Source organism: Citrobacter sp. MGH110 (assembly GCF_001037515.1).
Taxonomy (GTDB): Bacteria; Pseudomonadota; Gammaproteobacteria; order Enterobacterales; family Enterobacteriaceae; genus Citrobacter; species Citrobacter portucalensis.
Genome location: NZ_KQ089830.1, coordinates 719824 through 738142 on the forward strand (window position 1 = coordinate 719824; position 18319 = coordinate 738142).

The 18319-nt window shown below is 53.2% G+C and carries 19 protein-coding genes; 7 read left to right on the plus strand and 12 right to left on the minus strand.

Annotated features, from left to right (window positions below; translation table 11 throughout):
- Window positions 1-68: 68 nt before the first annotated feature.
- Genes fliK through fliF form a run of 6 tightly spaced genes read right to left on the minus strand, consistent with a single transcriptional unit; the run spans window position 69 to window position 6479 of the window.
- Complete coding sequence (gene fliK, locus SK38_RS03450) at window positions 69-1283, minus strand: flagellar hook length control protein FliK (protein WP_048235179.1); 1215 nt, start codon at window positions 1281-1283, stop codon at window positions 69-71.
- Entirely contained in the window at window positions 1280-1723 is a 444-nt protein-coding gene (fliJ, locus tag SK38_RS03455) for a flagellar export protein FliJ (RefSeq protein ID WP_003834052.1), read from the minus strand. Before fliJ ends, fliK begins: the two co-directional genes overlap by 4 nt.
- Window positions 1724-1744: 21 nt before the next feature.
- Window positions 1745-3115, minus strand: coding sequence for a flagellar protein export ATPase FliI (gene fliI, locus SK38_RS03460; RefSeq protein ID WP_003030440.1), 1371 nt, complete (start codon window positions 3113-3115; stop codon window positions 1745-1747).
- Complete coding sequence (fliH, locus tag SK38_RS03465) at window positions 3115-3822, minus strand: flagellar assembly protein FliH (RefSeq protein ID WP_048235180.1); 708 nt, start codon at window positions 3820-3822, stop codon at window positions 3115-3117. The genes fliI and fliH overlap by 1 nt, the downstream gene beginning before the upstream one ends.
- Window positions 3815-4813, minus strand: coding sequence for a flagellar motor switch protein FliG (gene fliG / locus SK38_RS03470; RefSeq protein WP_003030443.1), 999 nt, complete (start codon window positions 4811-4813; stop codon window positions 3815-3817). Before fliG ends, fliH begins: the two co-directional genes overlap by 8 nt.
- The gene (fliF, locus tag SK38_RS03475) at window positions 4806-6479 is read right to left on the minus strand and encodes a flagellar basal-body MS-ring/collar protein FliF (protein ID WP_008785112.1); all 1674 of its coding nucleotides are present in this window, start codon (window positions 6477-6479) and stop codon (window positions 4806-4808) included. The genes fliG and fliF overlap by 8 nt, the downstream gene beginning before the upstream one ends.
- 216 nt (window positions 6480-6695) lie before the next feature.
- Between fliF and fliE the strand changes: the two genes are divergently transcribed.
- Window positions 6696-7010 carry a flagellar hook-basal body complex protein FliE gene (fliE, locus tag SK38_RS03480; protein ID WP_003030448.1) on the plus strand — a complete coding sequence of 105 codons (315 nt, stop codon included), beginning with the start codon at window positions 6696-6698 and terminating at the stop codon, window positions 7008-7010.
- A 54-nt stretch (window positions 7011-7064) separates the two neighbouring features.
- Here the strand turns inward: fliE and yedF are convergent, their stop codons facing one another.
- On the minus strand, window positions 7065-7298 hold the full coding sequence (gene yedF / locus SK38_RS03485; RefSeq protein ID WP_000790504.1) for a sulfurtransferase-like selenium metabolism protein YedF: 234 nt from the start codon (window positions 7296-7298) through the stop codon (window positions 7065-7067).
- The gene (yedE, locus tag SK38_RS03490) at window positions 7295-8500 is read right to left on the minus strand and encodes a selenium metabolism membrane protein YedE/FdhT (protein ID WP_048235181.1); all 1206 of its coding nucleotides are present in this window, start codon (window positions 8498-8500) and stop codon (window positions 7295-7297) included. Before yedE ends, yedF begins: the two co-directional genes overlap by 4 nt.
- Window positions 8501-8685: 185 nt before the next feature.
- On the opposite strand from yedE, the gene yedD reads away from it, so the two are divergent.
- A complete protein-coding gene (gene yedD / locus SK38_RS03495; protein ID WP_003030454.1) occupies window positions 8686-9099 on the plus strand; it encodes a lipoprotein YedD in 414 nt (137 codons plus the stop codon).
- Between the two features lie 40 nt (window positions 9100-9139).
- On the opposite strand, the gene amyA is transcribed toward yedD, so the two are convergent.
- From amyA to fliD, 4 genes are all read right to left on the minus strand, one after another.
- Window positions 9140-10627, minus strand: coding sequence for an alpha-amylase (amyA, locus tag SK38_RS03500; RefSeq protein WP_048216064.1), 1488 nt, complete (start codon window positions 10625-10627; stop codon window positions 9140-9142).
- A 68-nt stretch (window positions 10628-10695) separates the two neighbouring features.
- The gene (gene fliT / locus SK38_RS03505) at window positions 10696-11067 is read right to left on the minus strand and encodes a flagella biosynthesis regulatory protein FliT (protein ID WP_008785101.1); all 372 of its coding nucleotides are present in this window, start codon (window positions 11065-11067) and stop codon (window positions 10696-10698) included.
- A complete protein-coding gene (gene fliS / locus SK38_RS03510) occupies window positions 11067-11474 on the minus strand; it encodes a flagellar export chaperone FliS (protein ID WP_048216065.1) in 408 nt (135 codons plus the stop codon). The genes fliT and fliS overlap by 1 nt, the downstream gene beginning before the upstream one ends.
- Window positions 11475-11489: 15 nt before the next feature.
- Entirely contained in the window at window positions 11490-12902 is a 1413-nt protein-coding gene (gene fliD / locus SK38_RS03515; protein ID WP_048235182.1) for a flagellar filament capping protein FliD, read from the minus strand.
- 255 nt (window positions 12903-13157) lie between these two features.
- Between fliD and SK38_RS03520 the strand changes: the two genes are divergently transcribed.
- From SK38_RS03520 to dcyD, 5 genes are all read left to right on the plus strand, one after another.
- Window positions 13158-14822 carry a FliC/FljB family flagellin gene (locus SK38_RS03520; protein ID WP_048235183.1) on the plus strand — a complete coding sequence of 555 codons (1665 nt, stop codon included), beginning with the start codon at window positions 13158-13160 and terminating at the stop codon, window positions 14820-14822.
- A 162-nt stretch (window positions 14823-14984) separates the two neighbouring features.
- A complete protein-coding gene (gene fliA, locus SK38_RS03525; RefSeq protein WP_016153479.1) occupies window positions 14985-15704 on the plus strand; it encodes an RNA polymerase sigma factor FliA in 720 nt (239 codons plus the stop codon).
- A 57-nt stretch (window positions 15705-15761) separates the two neighbouring features.
- The gene (gene fliZ / locus SK38_RS03530) at window positions 15762-16313 is read left to right on the plus strand and encodes a flagella biosynthesis regulatory protein FliZ (protein ID WP_003030467.1); all 552 of its coding nucleotides are present in this window, start codon (window positions 15762-15764) and stop codon (window positions 16311-16313) included.
- 100 nt (window positions 16314-16413) lie between these two features.
- Window positions 16414-17214 (plus strand): cystine ABC transporter substrate-binding protein, encoded by an 801-nt coding sequence (tcyJ, locus tag SK38_RS03535; protein WP_003030469.1) that lies wholly within the window; start codon window positions 16414-16416, stop codon window positions 17212-17214.
- 107 nt (window positions 17215-17321) lie between these two features.
- Window positions 17322-18308 (plus strand): D-cysteine desulfhydrase, encoded by a 987-nt coding sequence (dcyD, locus tag SK38_RS03540; RefSeq protein WP_048235184.1) that lies wholly within the window; start codon window positions 17322-17324, stop codon window positions 18306-18308.
- The last annotated feature ends 11 nt before the right edge of the window (window positions 18309-18319 follow it).

Below are 18319 nucleotides of genomic sequence, written 5' to 3' on the forward strand. Positions count from 1 at the left end.
CTGATTATCCCGTGTCCTGTCCACGACAAAGCGTGGAAAAGACGCGGATAATCATGCTACCTCTGGCGTTAGGCGAAGATGTCTACTGCGCCATCGCCGCGGGCAGCGGCTTGCAGCGAGGCTGGGGTTGCCAGTATTGCGTCATCTTCAGCGGCAAAAATGTCTTGTCCTTGAGCGCGACCAGCCTGCTGTTGCTGCCCGGAAGACTGCTGTTGTCCGGCGAAGCTTTCACTGCTGATGTTGCTTTGCCCCAGTTGAATGCCGCTTTCAGCCAACTGCGTACGCAGCATCGGTAATGCGGCTTCCAGTGCGGCGCGCACGTGACTGTGCGGTGATACCATTTGCAACTGTGCGAGGTTGTCGTCCAGCTTGAGAGAAATATGTACCTGACCCAGGTCCTGCGGATGCAGACGCAGCTCTGCGCTTTGCTGGCCCTGGCGCGTAAACATTGTGACGTGCTGGCTCAGCGATTGCTGCCATTCATGGCTACCTAACGGAGCGCTTAACACCGGCGCGGCCGTCGGTAACGGTTGTGCGTGTGTTTGTGGACCACTTAGCGGGGCCGCAGTCATGCCAATGCTGGTCGGTGACGGGGTGCTGTCGATTTCAGCTCTGGCGTTCGCCGCCGCCGTCAGCGGGGTTAGTGTTGGATTGTTTGCCTGATTAGCACCACCGCCAGCAATTGTGACATCCGCTTTGCCTTTTTTGGCATCACCCGGCAGCAATGCGTCTGCGTTATCAGTCGTCGCGCCGTGTACCGCGCCACGTGACAACACCGAAAGTGTGGCATCAACCGGGGCTGGTGCGCTGTCGACGGCAGGCGTAGCCAGCGGTTGTCCTGGCAGCATGGCGAACAACGCACTCAGGTTGGCGAGATCGTCATCACTCAGCGTAGTGTTTTTTTCGTCCTGCTGAGCAACTTTGCCCAGCGTCGTCAGGGCATTAGCTTTCAGTGAAGGTGTGAGAGCGGACAACAGTTGCTGAGCGTCTGTCATGTCGGCAAGAGAAGCCTCGGTTTGTTGCTCCTGTTGCGCCAACAGATCGGTTAATTTGACCGACTGTGCGGCATCGCCATTTTTTTGCAGTAACCCTTTTTGCAGCTTACTGCTGGCCGCCTGTAAGTCGGCAAGCGACAGCGGAGCGTCTTTACCCTGCGCGTCGCCCGCACCTAATGCGCCAGCCAGCAGCGCTAAAAAATCCTCGGGTGAATCTACCGCTTTGCCTGACTGAAGACCTGCGGCTACGTCGGTGTCGGTGGTAATCAGTTGGGGTAAAGTAATCATTCGGGTTTCCTCATAGCTGCGCGCTGAGCAAATTCATCCATTTTTTTCTGATCCAGACGGTTTTCGGCCAGTAACGCCGCCGAGGTTTGTCTGTCCTGCAACGTCTGCCACGCCTGTAATCGTTGTTTTTTGTCGCGCCAACTGTTCAAAGCCATGTCCACTTTTTGCGTCCACTGATTGAGCTGTTGGCGGTGTTGCTCAATCGCTTTTTCCAGCGTCTGAATAAATTGCTGGTAGTTAATCCAGCGATTGCTGGTAATACCCTGGCCCATATCGGTATTCAGATTGTTGCGATACTCATGCTGATAATCGATCAGCATTTTTAACTGTTCTTCCGCCTGCTGACAGCCACGACGCATCTCTCCTAATAAGACAGCGGCGTCATCTACCTCTTTTTCAGCCAGGTCTTTCAGTGTTGCTAACGCACCATGTTGTGCCATGACCTATGCTCTCCTGCTTAATCACACACCAGGGAAAATCAGTTCTAAAGCTTGTAGAGAATCTTCCCAGTCAGCCCGTTCAAAGATGCCTTGCTGTAAGAACGCTTCCAGCTGTGGCCATAAGGCGATGGCTTTATCCAGCATCGGATCGCTGCCTTTGGCATACGCCCCCACGCTAACCAGATCGCGGTTACGCTGGAAGCTGGACAGCAACTGTTTAAAGTTGCGCACCCGTGCGTAGTGTTTTTCACTAATGAGCGCGGTCATGGCGCGGCTGATCGAGGCTTCAATATCGATGGCCGGATAGTGACCCGCCTCGGCCAGATGACGAGACAGCACAATGTGACCGTCCAGAATCGCGCGCGCGGAATCGGCAATCGGGTCCTGCTGGTCGTCACCCTCGGTCAGTACCGTATAAAACGCGGTGACTGAACCGCCGCCGTGAATACCGTTCCCTGCACGTTCAACCAGCGCCGGTAATTTGGCGAATACTGACGGCGGATAACCTTTAGTCGCCGGCGGCTCGCCGATCGCCAGGGCTATCTCACGTTGCGCCATCGCATAGCGGGTGAGGGAATCCATAATCAGCAATACGTGCTGTCCGCGATCGCGGAAATCTTCGGCGATGCGCGTGGCGTAGGCCGCGCCTTGCATACGTAACAGCGGCGAGACGTCCGCCGGAGCGGCAATCACGACCGAGCGTGCGCGACCGTCAGCGCCGAGAATATTTTCAATAAAATCTTTAACTTCGCGGCCACGCTCGCCAATCAGGCCCACGACGATAACATCGGCCTGGGTATAACGCGCCATCATGCCGAGCAGGACGCTTTTACCGACGCCGGAACCTGCGAAAAGCCCCATACGCTGGCCGCGACCTACGGTTAACAACGCGTTGATGGGGCGTACACCGGTATCCAGGACGTGTTCAATTGCGGTACGTTGCAGCGGGTTAAACGGCGGTGTAATCAGCGCGCCGGTTTCGGTGGTATCCGGGGCGGGCAGTCCGTCGAGCGGTTTGCCGCTGCCGTCCAGCACACGCCCCAGCAGAGCAGGGCCAAGCGGTAATTGCTTCCCGCTTTGCAGACCTTCTCCGGCAATGTTCTTCGCGTACACGCGCGCCCCGGGCAGAACGCCTTCGACCTCTTCGAGCGGCATCAGAAACAGACGTTGACCGTTAAAGCCTACGACTTCGCTTTCAACTTCCTGGGTTTCGTTGCCATCCTGGCGTTCAATGACGCAGGTGGCACCCAGCGGCAGCTGTAACCCCGTAGCTTCCAGCACCAGCCCGGTGGCGCGGGTCAGACGACCGTAACGACGCACCGCAGGCAGCAGCGACATTTTCTCTTCGAAGTTGTCCAGCGTATTGAGCCAGCGAGTCAGGCGAGTGGTCATTACACGACTCCCGGCGCTGCCAGACGGCAGAGTTCTTGCCAGCGCGTGGCGACGCTGGCATCCAGATCGCCTTCGTCAGCTGAGACTTTACAACCACCATGATGCAGCGTGGGATCGCCGCGCAGCCGCCAGCCGTGCAGGCTGAGAGTGGCACCGAGCATCTCCTCAACACGCTGGAGATCGTCCGGATGTACGCGCAGCTGCGGTTTACCGCTAAACAGCGGTTCCTGTTGCAATAACTGTTGGATCTGCTTAATCAGCGCAGCGTTATCCACGATAGGCGTCTGACCAATCACCTGACGCGCAGCTTCCAGCGCCATTTGCATCAGGCGCGAGGCAATTACGCTGTCCAGTGCGTCCAGCGTATTCTGAAACTCGCTCACCAGCTGCTGCATACGGGCATGAATCGGCGCATGCTGTGCACGCGCCTGGTTCTGGCCTTGCTCCAGCCCCTGACTCAGACCTTCCTGATAGCCTTGTTCATGACCCTTTTGTCGACCTTCCGCCAGCCCCGCGTTATACCCTTGCTCATGGGCCTGCATTTGCAGCTGTGCGAGCTGTTGTTCAAGCTGTTGCTCTGCGGAAAGCTCGGGTTCTTCCGTATCTTCGGACAGCGGCGTTTCGCTGTGGTCGGCCAGCACGAACTCTGCCATCGGCGGGGCGAGATCGTCCGGAGTCCAGACTTTCCACGGCAGTTCGTTAGACATAGGTATCCTCGCCGCTGCCGATCACCATCTCGCCGGTTTCCGCCAGACGACGCACAATAAGCAGAATCGCTTTCTGTTCGTTTTCCACCTGCGACAAGCGCACCGGACCGCGGTTGGCAAGGTCGTCGCGCAGAATATCGGCAGCACGTTGCGACATGTTGCGCAGGAACTTCTCGCGTAGCGGCTGTTCGGCACCTTTCAGCGCAATCAGCAGCGATTCGGAATCCACTTCCTGCAGCAGGCGCTGGATACTGCGATCGTCGACGTCCACCAGGTTTTCGAACAGGAACATCTCGTCGATAATTTTCTGTGCCAGTTCGCCGTCGAACTCGCGAACGGCGGTGATAACCGCTTCTTCCTGCTGGGTTTTCATCAGGTTGATAATTTCTGCCGCCGTTCTCACGCCGCCCATTTTGCTGCGCTTGAGGTTCTGGCCATCAAGCAGACCGTTCAGTACCTCGGTCAGTTCTGCCAGCGCGGCAGGCTGCACGCCGCCGAAGGTGGCGATACGCAGCATCACGTCGTGACGTAAACGCTCGTCGAACAGCGCCAGAATATCGGCGGCCTGGCCCCGTTTGAGGTGCACCAGAATGGTGGCGATAATCTGCGGATGCTCGTCGCGGATAAGGTCGGCGGCGCTTTGCGGCTCCATAAAGTTGAGCGTTTCAATGCCGCTGGTGGTATCGCGGGTTTCCAGAATATCTTCCAGCAGGCTGGAGGCGCGTTCCTCGCCCAGCGCTTTCACCAGCACGGAGCGCAGATATTCGTTGGCGTTGATATTCAGCGCGGCAAACTGTTCTGCTTCTTGCTCAAACTCGGCCAGCACTTCCGTCAACTGTTTGTTGGAGATCTGGCGTACGTTCGCCATCGCTGTACTCAGCGCCTGAACTTCGCGCGTGGAAAGGTGTTTAAACACCTCTGCCGCGCGATCTTCGCCAATGGTCATCAGCAGGATGACGCTTTTATCGGTACCGGTAAGGGCATTACTCATGATCGTTACTCATCCACTGGCGAATGACCAGCGCCACGACGCGCGGATCGTTATCTGACATTTCACGAATACGCTGGCTCATCACTTCTGCACCCAGACGTTGATTCGTACGACGCTGCTGGGTCTGTTCGTCTTTGCTGAGGCGAACTTCTACCGCTTCTTCGGTTTCCTGACGAATACGCGTTTGTTCTTGTACCGCTTTTGCTTCTTCGCTGCGGCGAACCAACTGCGGACGAACAGCCTTACGCCACAGGATCCAGGCAACAAGCAGAACCAGTAACCAACGGCCTGCGGTCATCAACTGATCAATAAAGAACGGCTGTTTCCAGAACGGCAGCTCGCCCATGGAATCGTCGGTCGCCGTGAACGGAGAGTTCACCACGTTCAGGGTATCGCCACGTTTGTCGGAGAAGCCCATCGCTTCGCGGGTCAGATCCTCAATCTGTTTCATCTGATCGGCGGTTAGCGGCAGCGGTTTGCCGTCCGGCAACGTTTTATAGTTGACCACCACTGCAACCGAGAGACGCTGCACATCCCCGACGTTCATTTTGGTGTGGCGAATGGTACGGTCGACTTCATAATTGCTGGTTTCATTGCGCTGCGTACTGCGTGGTCCGGCATTATTACTGTTATTTGCCGTCTGCGTGGTTTGCGCATTTTGCTGATTAGCCGGAGGGTTGGCGATTGGCGCGGTATTCGCCGGTGCTGGTTGATTGGACAACGCGCCCGGTACGCCGCCTGGCGCTCCGCTTCCGATCTGCTCGCTGACGTTTAACTGGCGTGAACGCAGCACGGCCTGGGAATCATCACCGTTTGGACGGTACTGTTCTTCGGTTTGCTCTTTATTAGCAAAATCCAGCTGCGCGGTGACCTGTGCATGTACGTTACCGTTGCCGACAATCGGCGACAGGATCGATTCGATACGACGTTGAACGCGGCCTTCGACATCGCTGGCGTATTTCAACTGAGCATCGTTAAGATCGCGGCTGCTGGTGTTCGACTGAGTTAACAGATGACCCGCCTGGTCGACCAGCGTAACGTTGCCCGGCGGTAACCCGGCGACAGCGCTGGAAACCAGATGCGTGACCGCACTGATTTGACCTTCATCCAGTGCGCGACCCGGTTCAAGATTCACGGTCACGGAGGCTGAAGGCGCTTTTTGCTCACGCACAAACAGCGACGGTTTCGGCATTGCCAGATGCACGCGGGCGCGTTTTACCGGTCCCAGCGTTTCAATGGTCCGGGCTAATTCACCTTCCAGCGCACGCTGGTAGTTGACCTGCTCGCTAAACTGGCTGATACCAAACTTTTCCTGATCCAGCAGTTCAAAACCAACGGCGCCGCCTTTCGGCAGGCCTTGCTGCGCCAGACGTAAGCGCAGTTCGTGGACTTTATCGGCAGGAACTTCTATAGCACCGCTTCCCTCAGTAAAACGATAGGGAACGTTCATCTGCGTCAGTTGGGTGACAATCGCGCCACCATCCTGATCGGAAAGATTGCTGAACAGCGTGCGATAGTCAGGCGCTTTGGCCCACAGGACCATCGCCACGATGATAGCGACGGCAGCGGCTCCCGCCACAATCAAAGGAATTCTGGGATTCGCGCGCAGGCGGTTTAACCACTCGAGAGGTTTAAGCTGGGTTGCAGTCGATGCTGTCGCACTCATCTCGCACCTCGTGGCTTATCGTGGACGGCGTTTTTTGCAAAGTGGAACAAGACTCACTCCCGGGTCAGCAAACTCGAAAAATTGACGGTCTCATTATTTGCGGTTTCGAATTTTTCTATGCGTTAAAAACCGTGGTTTTTTATCGTTATTTAACGCCTTTATCTTATTGACTAACTGGTAATCTCAGCTACGTAAAAAATCATCCAGGGGATCAGAATGTCGGCAATACAGGGGATTGAAGGGGTCATCAGCCAGTTACAGGCCACGGCGATGTCAGCAAAAATGCAGGATATGCAGCCACAACCGACCGTGAGTTTTGCCGGACAACTGCATGCGGCGTTAGACAGAATCAGCGATGTGCAAACCGCGTCCCGTACGCAGGCTGAGAAATTTACCCTGGGTGAGCCGGGTATTGCGTTAAATGATGTGATGACAGATATGCAAAAAGCGTCGGTATCGATGCAGATGGGTATTCAGGTGCGTAACAAACTGGTGTCGGCGTATCAGGAAGTCATGTCGATGCAAGTGTAGGGGCAACATGGAGAGAATGTTTGCCGGATAAGCGCAGTGTCATCCGGCAACCAGTTACTTCTGAATCAAATAGCGGATCGTTGGACCATCCTGCTGAATATCCAGCACCGTATAGCCGTGATTACGCGCATCCAGTGGAATATTGTTGATTGACTGCGGGCAATCGCTCACCACTTCCAGAATTTCACCTTTCTTCAATTGCGGCATCGCTTCCAGCGTGGCTACAGCCGGGTATGGACACGGTTCGCCGACCATATCGAGACGATAATCAGGCACGATATTTTTCATACAGACTCCTTGGCAGGCGTCAGCCCTGCGCGACGGAAGAAACGTTTTTCCCAGCCGATAATCAGCATCAGCGCGGCAAACAACAGCAGATAGGTCACCAGCAGACCGCCGAGCGGACCGAAGGTGTTGAGCAGATTCACTTTGTCCCAGTTGGTGGCAAGCGCGGGAGCAAAATCATCCCAGTAGTAGGCCAGAATGGTCGAGCCAATAACGTTGCCCAGACCAACCCACCAGTAATGCACCTGGCCTTCAACGGCGCGGTACATCCAGCCGGTTTCACATCCGCCCGCTAAAACGATGCCAAAGCCGAACAGCAAGCCACCAATCACCGCATTCGGACCCGCCCACATGATTTTAGGCTCGACGCCCAGTTGCACGTAGCTAAAAATACCGATGGCGCTGACCGCCATCCCGAAGATGATCGCTTTTGCCATGTGGGTGCGACCGGAAATCCACAGGTCGCGGAAGGCGGAGGTGAAGCAGATTTGCGCCCGTTCAATCAGCAGTCCGAACCCGACGCCGAACAGCATCGCCAGACCGAGCTTGGGTTTATCCATCGCGGTGAGTAGCGCCCAGCCGATCATGCCGATAAACACCAGCATGCCCAGGCGGAAACGGCGACGGGCCTGATCCGGCTTTTGCGTTAACGGCGAAGCGGCGGAGACTTTCTGCATTTTGACCGGAATACGGAACATTGGCAGCAGGGTAAAGCGTGCACCAAACCAGGAGCCAATAGCCGTGGCCAGCGCAAAAAACCAGGCGTGTAGCGAGAACTGCGGAATGCCGGTGAAGAATGCGGCCAGGTTACAGCCCATTGCCAGCCGTGCGCCGAATCCGGCGATTGCCCCGCCGACTATCGCCTGCATAATGCGCACTCGACTGCGCGGCATGCGTAACTTGACGTTGTTGGCCCACAGTGCGGCAGCAAAACAGCCGCCGAACATACCGAGGATCATCATTCCGTCGATGCGGGTCAGGGGCGAGCCTTCGAGATGGATCAGCTTGTAGTATCCCCACTCTTCGGCGTGCACACCAAACAGTTGCAGGATTTGACCACCCCAGCGGGTGAATTCACCGGTAACGGCCCAGAAGGTTCCCGTAATGCCGAAATAGTAAGTAGAGAGAATACCCGCTGCGATGACCGCAGGGGCGGGGGCCCAAAATTTAATCAACCAGGCCTGTTTGAAGTGTTGCCATGACATGCGTTGTGCCTCTGAACTCAGAAGGTATGTAACAAGAAGTGTGGATACTACACCGTTCAGAATTTTTGACTATGAGTAATAAGAGGTAACACCGTCTGGATCAATCTTTCTCAACGCTGCCGAAAGGCTGGCGACATCAGGCCTTTAATGCCACAATCCCATTTTCTTCGCATGCAGGATGAATGATGAAAAAATTAGCAATCGTTGGTGTATTTCTGGCGCTTACCGGATGCGCCGAAGTAGAAAATTATAACGACGTGGTGAAAACGCCAGCGCCAGCCGGTCTGGAAGGATACTGGCAGTCAAAAGGTCCGCAACGCAGTCTGGTGAGTCCGGAAGCGATTGCCAGCCTGGTGATAACGAAAGAGGGCGATACGCTGGATTGTCGCCAGTGGCAGCGGGTGATCGCGTTGCCGGGGAAACTGACGATGCTCTCTGGCGATCTCACCAACGTGACGGTGAAACGCGAGCTGTACGAGATCGAGCGCGAAGGCAATACGCTGGAATATGACGGTATGACGCTGCAGCGGGTGGATCGCCCGACGCAGGAATGTGCTGACGCGTTAAAGAAAACGCCGCTGGCAACACCGCTGCCATAAGCCGTACGCCCCGGTAACCATCGGTCACCGGGGTTGAGCTTTACAACACGTCTTCAATCACCCACACGCTGACGCTCCCGCCGTTACAGAAAAACGTCGCTTCGCCGTTTTCATCGGTGACCACGCTTTCTTCACGATTTCCCAGATAGTCCCGCCAGGTTTTATTGCCATAATTGGCGCCGAGATTGATGGTCTTTTCTCCGTCATCGCCGTTAGACAGCACCACCACACAGCCGGGATCCTCATCCGTACCGCTGCGGCTAAAAGCGATACAGTTAGGGTGGTCAAAAAAGAGCGTCTGTACCCCATGCGCGAAGCGCTGGCGTGCGAGGATCAGTTCATCAAGTTGTTCAATGATCGGCATGTCGATAGGATAGGTTTCGCCATCGCCGCCGGTGTCTTCGTAATGCGCTCCGTAGAGGTCAGGGTAAAACACCGACGGTACGCCGTTTTCGCGCAACAGGATCAGCGCATAGGCCAGCGGCTTAAACCACGGCTCGACGGGGGCTTCGAGTGCCTGCAAGGGTTGGGTGTCGTGATTGGCCACCAGCGTGACGGCATGAAACGGATCGGCCTCCACCAGAGTGTCGGTGAAAATCTGGCTCATGTCGTAATCGCGGCCCTGACGGGAGGCTTCGTGGAATTTCATCTGCAAAGGGGCGTCGAACAGCATGGTTTTCCCCTCAACCTGATTAATGTAGGTTTGCAGCTTGTCGACTTCGTGGGACCAGTATTCCGCGACGATAAACAGCGGCTTGGGCGCAACCTCCTGCACGTGCTCAATCCACTCTTTGTAAAACCATGCCGGAATATGTTTCACGGCATCCAAACGAAAGCCGTCACATTGGGTTTGCTCCATCACCCAGCGCGCCCAGTATTTGAGCTCCTCAGTCACCGCGTGATTACGAAAATCGATGTTCTCGCCCATCAGATAATCAAAATTACCCAACTCATCATCAACCTGATCGTTCCAGCCTTCGCCGGTGTAGTCGTTAACGATTTTAAAAATCCCGTCTTCAGTTGGATTCTCGATATGGTCAATGCCGCTGAAGCATTTAAAATCCCAAATGAATTGCGAATACTGGCCAGCGCGGGCAGGGAAGGTATAGCGCGTCCAGCCCTCGCACTCGACAATCTCATCATCTATTTGCGTGCGATCCTCGGCGTTAACGCGCTGGACGCGGATCTTTTCTTTCTCATCTGCGCCCATTTTGTGGTTAACCACCACATCGAGCAGCACGGCAATATCATTGTGCTTAAGCGCGTCTATCGCCGCCAGCAGCTGGTTTTTATCGCCGTATTTGGTGGCGACGGTTCCCTTTTGGTCGAATTCGCCCAAGTCAAACAGATCGTAGGAATCATAGCCAACGGAATAGCCGCCGGACGCGCCTTTATAGGCGGGGGGCAGCCATACCATATTGATGCCGATATCATTGAGTCCGCCTGCGCGTTCGGCAAGCTCGGGCCAGAGTTGACCGCCATCAGGGTAATACCAGTGGAAGTACTGCAATAACGTGGGATTTTTCATCTTCCGTGCTCCAGAAGTCGTTTGGCCGACCTCTGGAGTATGGAAGATAATTCAGACGAGACGGGAAATTATTGTGGCGAGGTGGGGGCGTCGGGTACCAACAGCATGCCGGAAAGACGACCATAAGCGTTATTCAGCGTCTTTTGGCGTGTCGACTGGCCGATGAGGTTGCTGAGCTCATCCAGGCGCTGCTGCAACAACGTTTTGAGTAATTGTTCGTTATCCAGCGTTTGCTTAATATACCCGGCCACTAAGTCCTGAATACTTCGCGTAATGCCCGGTGGAGTTTGCTCTTCCATGACCACTTCAATACTTTGCAGATAGGTAACTTCCTGTTCCAGTAAAAGGTCCCATTCACCGCGCTGCGCCAGTTCCAGCAGTGAGTGACTGAGTAGCGCAATGCGCTGCCAACGGTTGATAAACTCCACGGCTGAGGTCATTAACGAGACTCCTGGGACGACGCTTTCGGTGAGATCTGTTTCCAGGCATCTGCAATGTTGCCGAGTAACTCTTCGACTTCTTCAATGGCCTGACAATCATTACGCAAGTTAGCTTGCAGTAAACGGCGGATCATATAGTCATACAGCGAGGACAGGTTGGTGGCGATTTCACCGCCAGTTTCCTGATCCAGGCCTGCTTTCAGACCATTGTCGATAATGTTAATGGCTTTGCTTAAGGCCTCACCTTTGGCGACGATATCACCCTGTTGCATAAACAGGCGAGCGCGCACCAGGGCGCTGTTCGCGCCATCAAACAACATTTCAATCAGCTGATGCGGATTGGCGCTCATCACGCCACTCTCTATGCTGACCTGTGCATAGGCTTTGGTACCGCTCGCGGTATACATGCTTACCTCGTGTTATCAGGATTTATTCATCGCCGTGAATTGTTGGCTCAGATAGTTACTGGTGTTGTTGAGCTTGCTCATCATGGTGTCTAACTGCGTAAACTGTGCCGTGTAACGCGCAACCGTGTCATCAATGCTGGCGCTGACTGACAGATACTGTTTGGTCAGTTTTTTCAGCGTTGAGTTAATACTGTCTTGTGCGCTGTCGATAATACCGTCATCAGCAAGGTAGCTTTTTACTTCGGTGGCAATTTTGGTGGTGATACCGGTTTCTTTACCGTCGCCAACCAGCAGTTCACGCACGGAAGCTGTGTTTTCGTTCAGGACTTTTTTCAGCTTATCATCGTCAATTTTCAGCTTGCCGGTTGCGCCGTCCTGCTTAATACCAATTTCATTTAATGTTTTAAAAGCGCCATCACTGGCACCGTTGGCAAACTGTGCACGAATTCCACTTTGAATCGTACGAACAACACTGTCACCAAGCAGCGCTCCGTTATTTTTGTCTTGCGCTTCAGCACCCGGATCAACTTCTTTATATTTAGTCAGCGTATTAAAGGTGTCGATAAGGGAATTATATGAATCGACCCAGCCTTTAATGGCTTCGGTTGCTTTGTCGTTATTCTTTGTTACCGTGACCCGAACATCAGTGACTTTTTTGGTCAGATCGAGCACTACGCCCTGAGGGGCATCGGTAATTTTATTACTGGAACGTTCAATATCGATACCGTTTACGGTTAACTTCGCATTTTGAGCGTTAACCTGTTCCTTCATATTCCCGGTGCCGGTTTTGCTGTCATACGCCAGTAGGTCATTTAGCTTGCTGTCTCCCTCAACGGAGATAGTCATTTTATTGGCTTCGCCTTCACTGGCAGTCAGTACCAATTGGTAGTCGCCATCTTTAACCTTAACGATGCTGGCCGAAATTCCGCTATCGGCATCGTTTATCGCTTTGCTGATCTCATCCAGTGAGGTCTGGTCTTTATTCAGCTTAATTTCCAGTGGCTCTTTACGGCCTTCCTGCGCAATTTTTATGGAGCGTGTTTCTGCTGAACTGTCACCCAGCGCGTCTTTTGTTGACGCAATCTTAGTCGCTGAATTGGTTCTTAAAGATTGCGCTTGTGCCAGTTGGGTGACGCTAATGGTATAGATACCCGGTGCCGCCCCCGCTTCGGTGGTCACTTTCAGATCTTCACTGCTGCTGGTAACGGTTGTGCTTTTGAATAGATCGGCTTTATTTAACGCTGTGTTCGCAGTCTGAAATTTTTCCAGTGCACTTTTTAATGTGCCGTAGGCGGTCAGACGCGCGGTATTATCGCTTTGTTGTTGAGTTATTGGGTTTAAGCGTTTTTTTTCCGCGATAGTCAGGTTGTTCAGCAACGTATCCAGCGGCAGATTTGAACCGACGCCAAGAGAAGTAAATGAAGCCATGCCTAATTCCTTTTGATTGCAAACAGTAGTTAAGCGGGTTATCGGCAATCTGCGCGCAAAGTTTAATGATAGTTTTGTAAAAATAATGCGCAGAATAGTGGGGCATATTGCGGGTATTTCTGGGGCTAAGAAAAAAGAGGGCGGAAAGTAAAAATTTTCTAAAGTTCGAATTTAAGGTGCCGATACATGGGTTACGGTGAGAAACCGTGGGCAACAGCCCAATAACATCAAGTTGTAATTGATAAGGAAAAGATCATGGCACAAGTCATCAATACAAACAGCCTGTCGCTGTTGACCCAGAACAACCTGAACAAATCTCAGTCTTCCCTGAGCTCCGCTATCGAACGTCTGTCTTCCGGTCTGCGTATCAACAGCGCCAAAGACGATGCTGCTGGTCAGGCGATCGCTAACCGTTTCACTGCCAACGTTAAAGGCCTGACTCAGGCTTCCCGTAACGCCAACGACGGTATCTCCATCGCGCAGACCACTGAAGGTGCACTGTCCGAAATCAACAACAACCTGCAGCGTGTGCGTGAACTGTCCGTTCAGGCAACCAACGGCACCAACTCCCAGTCTGACCTGGACTCCATCCAGAACGAAATCACCCAGCGTCTGAGCGAAATTGACCGTGTTTCCGGTCAGACTCAGTTTAACGGTGTGAAAGTACTGGCGTCCGACAGCTCCATGAAAATTCAGGTTGGCGCGAACGACGGCGAAACCATCACCATCGACCTGAAAGAAATTACTTCTTCTACTCTGGGCCTGGACGGTTTTAACGTCAATGGTAAGGGTGGCGTTGCTAATACACTGGCTAAAGTTAACGATTTGACATCTGCTGGGTTTACGACAGCAGATGGCGGTAAAACTTACACTGGTGATGCGGGCTATGCTACAGCTTCTGCAGCAGATGTTCTTTCTGGTGTGACTGCAGGTAAAAAAGTAACTGCGAATATTGATAATGGTTTAGGTGCTGCTGCAAGCACCGATTATACCTACAATGCAACCAGTAAATCTTATGAATTCAATGCGACAGGTGTAGATGCTGATGACGTATTGGGGCATTTGAATCCAAAAACTGGTGACGTTACAAAAGCAACAGTAACTATTGGCACAACATCGCAAGATGTGCTGATAGCAAAAGATGGCACTATTACTGCAGCTGACGATAATGCTGCTTTGTTCCTGGATTCAACTGGTAACCTGACGAAGAACAACTTGGGTGGCCCAGCTGCTGCAACTTTAACTGCCTTACAGACCAATGGTGGCGGTGCAGCTAAAGCTTCAAGCATTAAGATCGATGGTACAGACACGGTGCTGACTTTAGCGGGTGGTACTGCCGGGAAAATTGATGTGGCTAAGGCTCAGATGAGCACTGAGTCAATGACTAACGCACTTCAGGGCAAAGCATTTACTACTGATGCTGGTACTGGATACAACGTTTCTGCTGCTGGCGTAGTAAAAGCCGGTACAGCAGCCGGTGCTGGTCTTGATATTTTTAAAAATGATAAAGGCGCTTTGGTTGATAGCAACGTAGCTACTTACTATGTTCAGGCGGATGGCGCAATCACTAATGGTTCCGGTAAAGCTGCATACAAAGATGCTAATGGTAAAATCACTGCTGAAGCTCAAACAGCTACTGATAAAACCAAAGACCCTCTGAAAGCCCTGGATAAAGCGCTGGCACAGGTTGATGCGCTGCGTTCTGACCTGGGTGCGGTACAGAACCGTTTCGATTCTACCATCACTAACCTGGGTAACACCGTAAACAACCTGTCTTCTGCTCGTAGCCGTATCGAAGATGCTGATTACGCGACCGAAGTGTCTAACATGTCTCGTGCGCAGATCCTGCAACAAGCGGGGACCTCTGTACTGGCGCAGGCTAACCAGACCACGCAGAACGTTCTGTCTCTGCTGCGTTAATTTACGCTTATCGCGCAAACCCCGCTCCGGCGGGGTTTTTTATATTTAGCTTTACCCGTAACCCCTAAATAACCCCCCATTTCACCCACTATTCACCCGATTAAAACCCCTGCAGAAACGGATAATCATGCCGATAACTCATTTAACGCAGGGCTGTTTATCGTGAATTCACTGTATACCGCTGAAGGTGTAATGGATAAACACTCGCTGTGGCAGCGTTATGTACCGTTGGTGCGTCACGAAGCATTGCGCCTTCAGGTGCGTTTGCCGGCGAGCGTAGAACTGGATGACCTGCTACAAGCGGGCGGCATCGGGTTATTGAATGCCGTTGACCGATATGACGCTTTGCAAGGAACGGCATTTACCACTTACGCAGTGCAGCGTATTCGTGGAGCAATGCTGGACGAACTACGTAGCCGGGATTGGGTGCCGCGTAGCGTTCGGCGCAATGCTCGCGAAGTGGCACAGGCGATGGGACAACTGGAGCAGGAATTAGGGCGCAACGCGACGGAAACCGAAGTGGCGGAGCGTCTGGCTATTCCTGTGCAAGAGTATCGTCAGATGTTGCTCGATACCAATAACAGCCAACTCTTCTCATACGACGAGTGGCGGGAAGAGCATGGCGATAGTATTGAGCTGGTGACGGAAGAACATCAGCAGGAAAACCCGTTACAACAGCTTCTTGAGGGTAACCTCCGCCAGCGCGTGATGGACGCGATCGAGGCGTTGCCGGAGCGCGAAAAGCTGGTGTTAACGCTGTACTACCAGGAAGAGCTGAATCTGAAAGAGATCGGCGCGGTACTGGAAGTCGGGGAGTCACGGGTCAGCCAGTTGCACAGTCAGGCCATCAAACGTCTACGCACCAAGCTGGGTAAGCTATAGGGGTACATTATTACCCCTGAACAATGCCGCATTACGAATTGACTACCAGGAGTTCTCATGACGGTGCAGCAATCAAAAAGACGGCCTCTAAGCCGCTACCTCAAAGATTTCAAACACAGCCAGACGCATTGCGCCCATTGCTTTAAGTTGCTCGACCGGATCACGCTGGTTCGTCGCGGGCAAATTGTGAATAAAATCGCCATCGCCCGCCTGGACACTTTGTTGGATGAAGCCGAGTGGGAGCAGGAGAAAAAAGAGTGGGTGGCACTGTGTCGTTTTTGCGGTGATTTGCATTGCAAAGAGCAGAGCGACTTTTTCGACATCATTGGTTTTAAACAATTTTTATTTGAGCAGACCGAAATGAGTCACGGCACGGTACGTGAATACGTTGTCCGCCTGCGTCGCCTCGGGAATCACCTGACCGAACAAAATATCTCTCATGACCTGCTGCAGGAAGGGTTCCTCGACGAAAACCTTGCCCCGTGGCTGCCGGAAACCAGCACCAACAATTACCGCATCGCCTTACGTAAGTATGAGCAGTTCAAAGCCCATACCCATATGGGTCATATGCAGAAATCCTCCTGGACAGCCAGTTCTGATATATATTAAAAACGAATAAGGTGTAACAGAGTCGTGTTTGTGGAACACAGTAAACGCTTTACACTGTAGTCATAAATGATAGTCACTAATGACAATATTCGGGGTAACTATGAAATTAGCACTTCTGGGACGTCAGGCTCTGATGGGTGTAATGGCTGTTGCACTTGTCGCCGGAATGAGCGTAAAGACTTATGCAGATGAAGGTCTGTTAAATAAAGTTAAAGAGCGCGGCACGCTGCTGGTGGGCCTGGAAGGGACCTATCCCCCGTTTAGTTTTCAGGGTGACGACGGCAAGCTGACCGGTTTCGAAGTGGAGTTTGCTGAGGAACTGGCCAAGCACCTTGGGGTGAAAGCTAACCTGAAGCCGACCAAGTGGGACGGTATGCTGGCCTCTCTTGATTCCAAGCGCATTGACGTGGTCATCAACCAGGTGACCATCTCTGACGAACGTAAGAAAAAATACGATTTCTCTACCCCGTATACGGTTTCTGGTATTCAGGCGCTGGTGAAAAAAGGCAATGAAGGCGTTATTAAGACTGCTGCCGATCTGAAAGGTAAAAAAGTCGGCGTTGGTCTGGGCACCAACTATGAAGAGTGGCTGCGCCAGAACGTGCAGGGCGTGGATATTCGTACCTATGATGATGACCCGACCAAATACCAGGATCTGCGTGTAGGCCGTATCGACGCCATTCTGGTTGACCGTCTGGCGGCGCTGGATCTGGTCAAGAAAACCAAGGATACGCTGGCTGTGACCGGTGAAGCATTCTCCCGCCAGGAGTCCGGCGTGGCGCTGCGCAAAGGCAATGAAGATCTGCTGAAAGCGGTTGATGCGGCCATTGCTGAAATGCAGAAAGACGGTACGCTGAAAGCCCTGTCTGAAAAATGGTTTGGAGCGGATGTGACGAAATAATCGGCATCCGATGAAAAAAGGCGCCTTTAACAGCGCCTTTTTTTATTTCATTGCGCCTGAGCGTGCATAATAAAAAGAACATCACAACAACGAATACCGGAGGCTGTATGCCGCTGCATAACTTAACGCGCTTTCCACGTCTGGAATTTATTGGCGCGCCAACGCCGCTCGAATATCTTCCACGTTTCTCCGACTATCTCGGGCGCGATATTTTCATCAAACGCGATGACGTCACGCCGATGGCCATGGGTGGCAATAAGCTGCGTAAGCTGGAATTCCTGGCCGCAGACGCACTGCGTGAAGGCGCTGATACGCTGATAACCGCGGGTGCCATCCAGTCTAACCATGTTCGACAGACGGCGGCGGTAGCGGCGAAGCTTGGCCTGCACTGCGTGGCGCTGTTGGAAAATCCGATTGGCACTACTGCGGAAAACTATCTCACCAACGGCAACCGTCTGCTGCTGGACCTGTTTAATACGCAAATTGAAATGTGCGATGCGCTGACCGACCCGAATGCGCAACTTCAGGAACTGGCGACGCGCATTGAAGCACAGGGCTTCCGCCCGTATGTGATCCCCGTTGGCGGTTCTAACGCCCTGGGCGCATTGGGTTATGTGGAAAGCGCGCTGGAAATTGCCCAGCAGTGTGAAGGGGCCGTTGCGCTCTCTTCTGTAGTAGTGGCATCGGGCAGTGCGGGAACGCACGCCGGGCTGGCCGTGGGCCTGGAACAACTGATGCCAGACGTCGAGCTGATCGGCGTGACCGTCTCGCGCAGCGTCGCCGATCAAAAGCCCAAAGTTGTAACGTTGCAGCAGGATATTGCCCGTGAACTGGAACTGACGGCCTCAGCGGATATCCTGTTATGGGATGATTATTATGCGCCGGGCTACGGTACGCCAAACGAAGAGGGCATGGAGGCGGTAAAACTGCTGGCGCGACTGGAAGGCATTTTGTTGGATCCGGTGTATACCGGTAAGGCGATGGCGGGTTTGATTGACGGTATCAGCCAGAAACGCTTCAAAGACGAAGGGCCAATCCTCTTTATTCATACCGGTGGGGCACCTGCACTGTTTGCCTACCATCCTCACGTGTAACAACCAGGTCG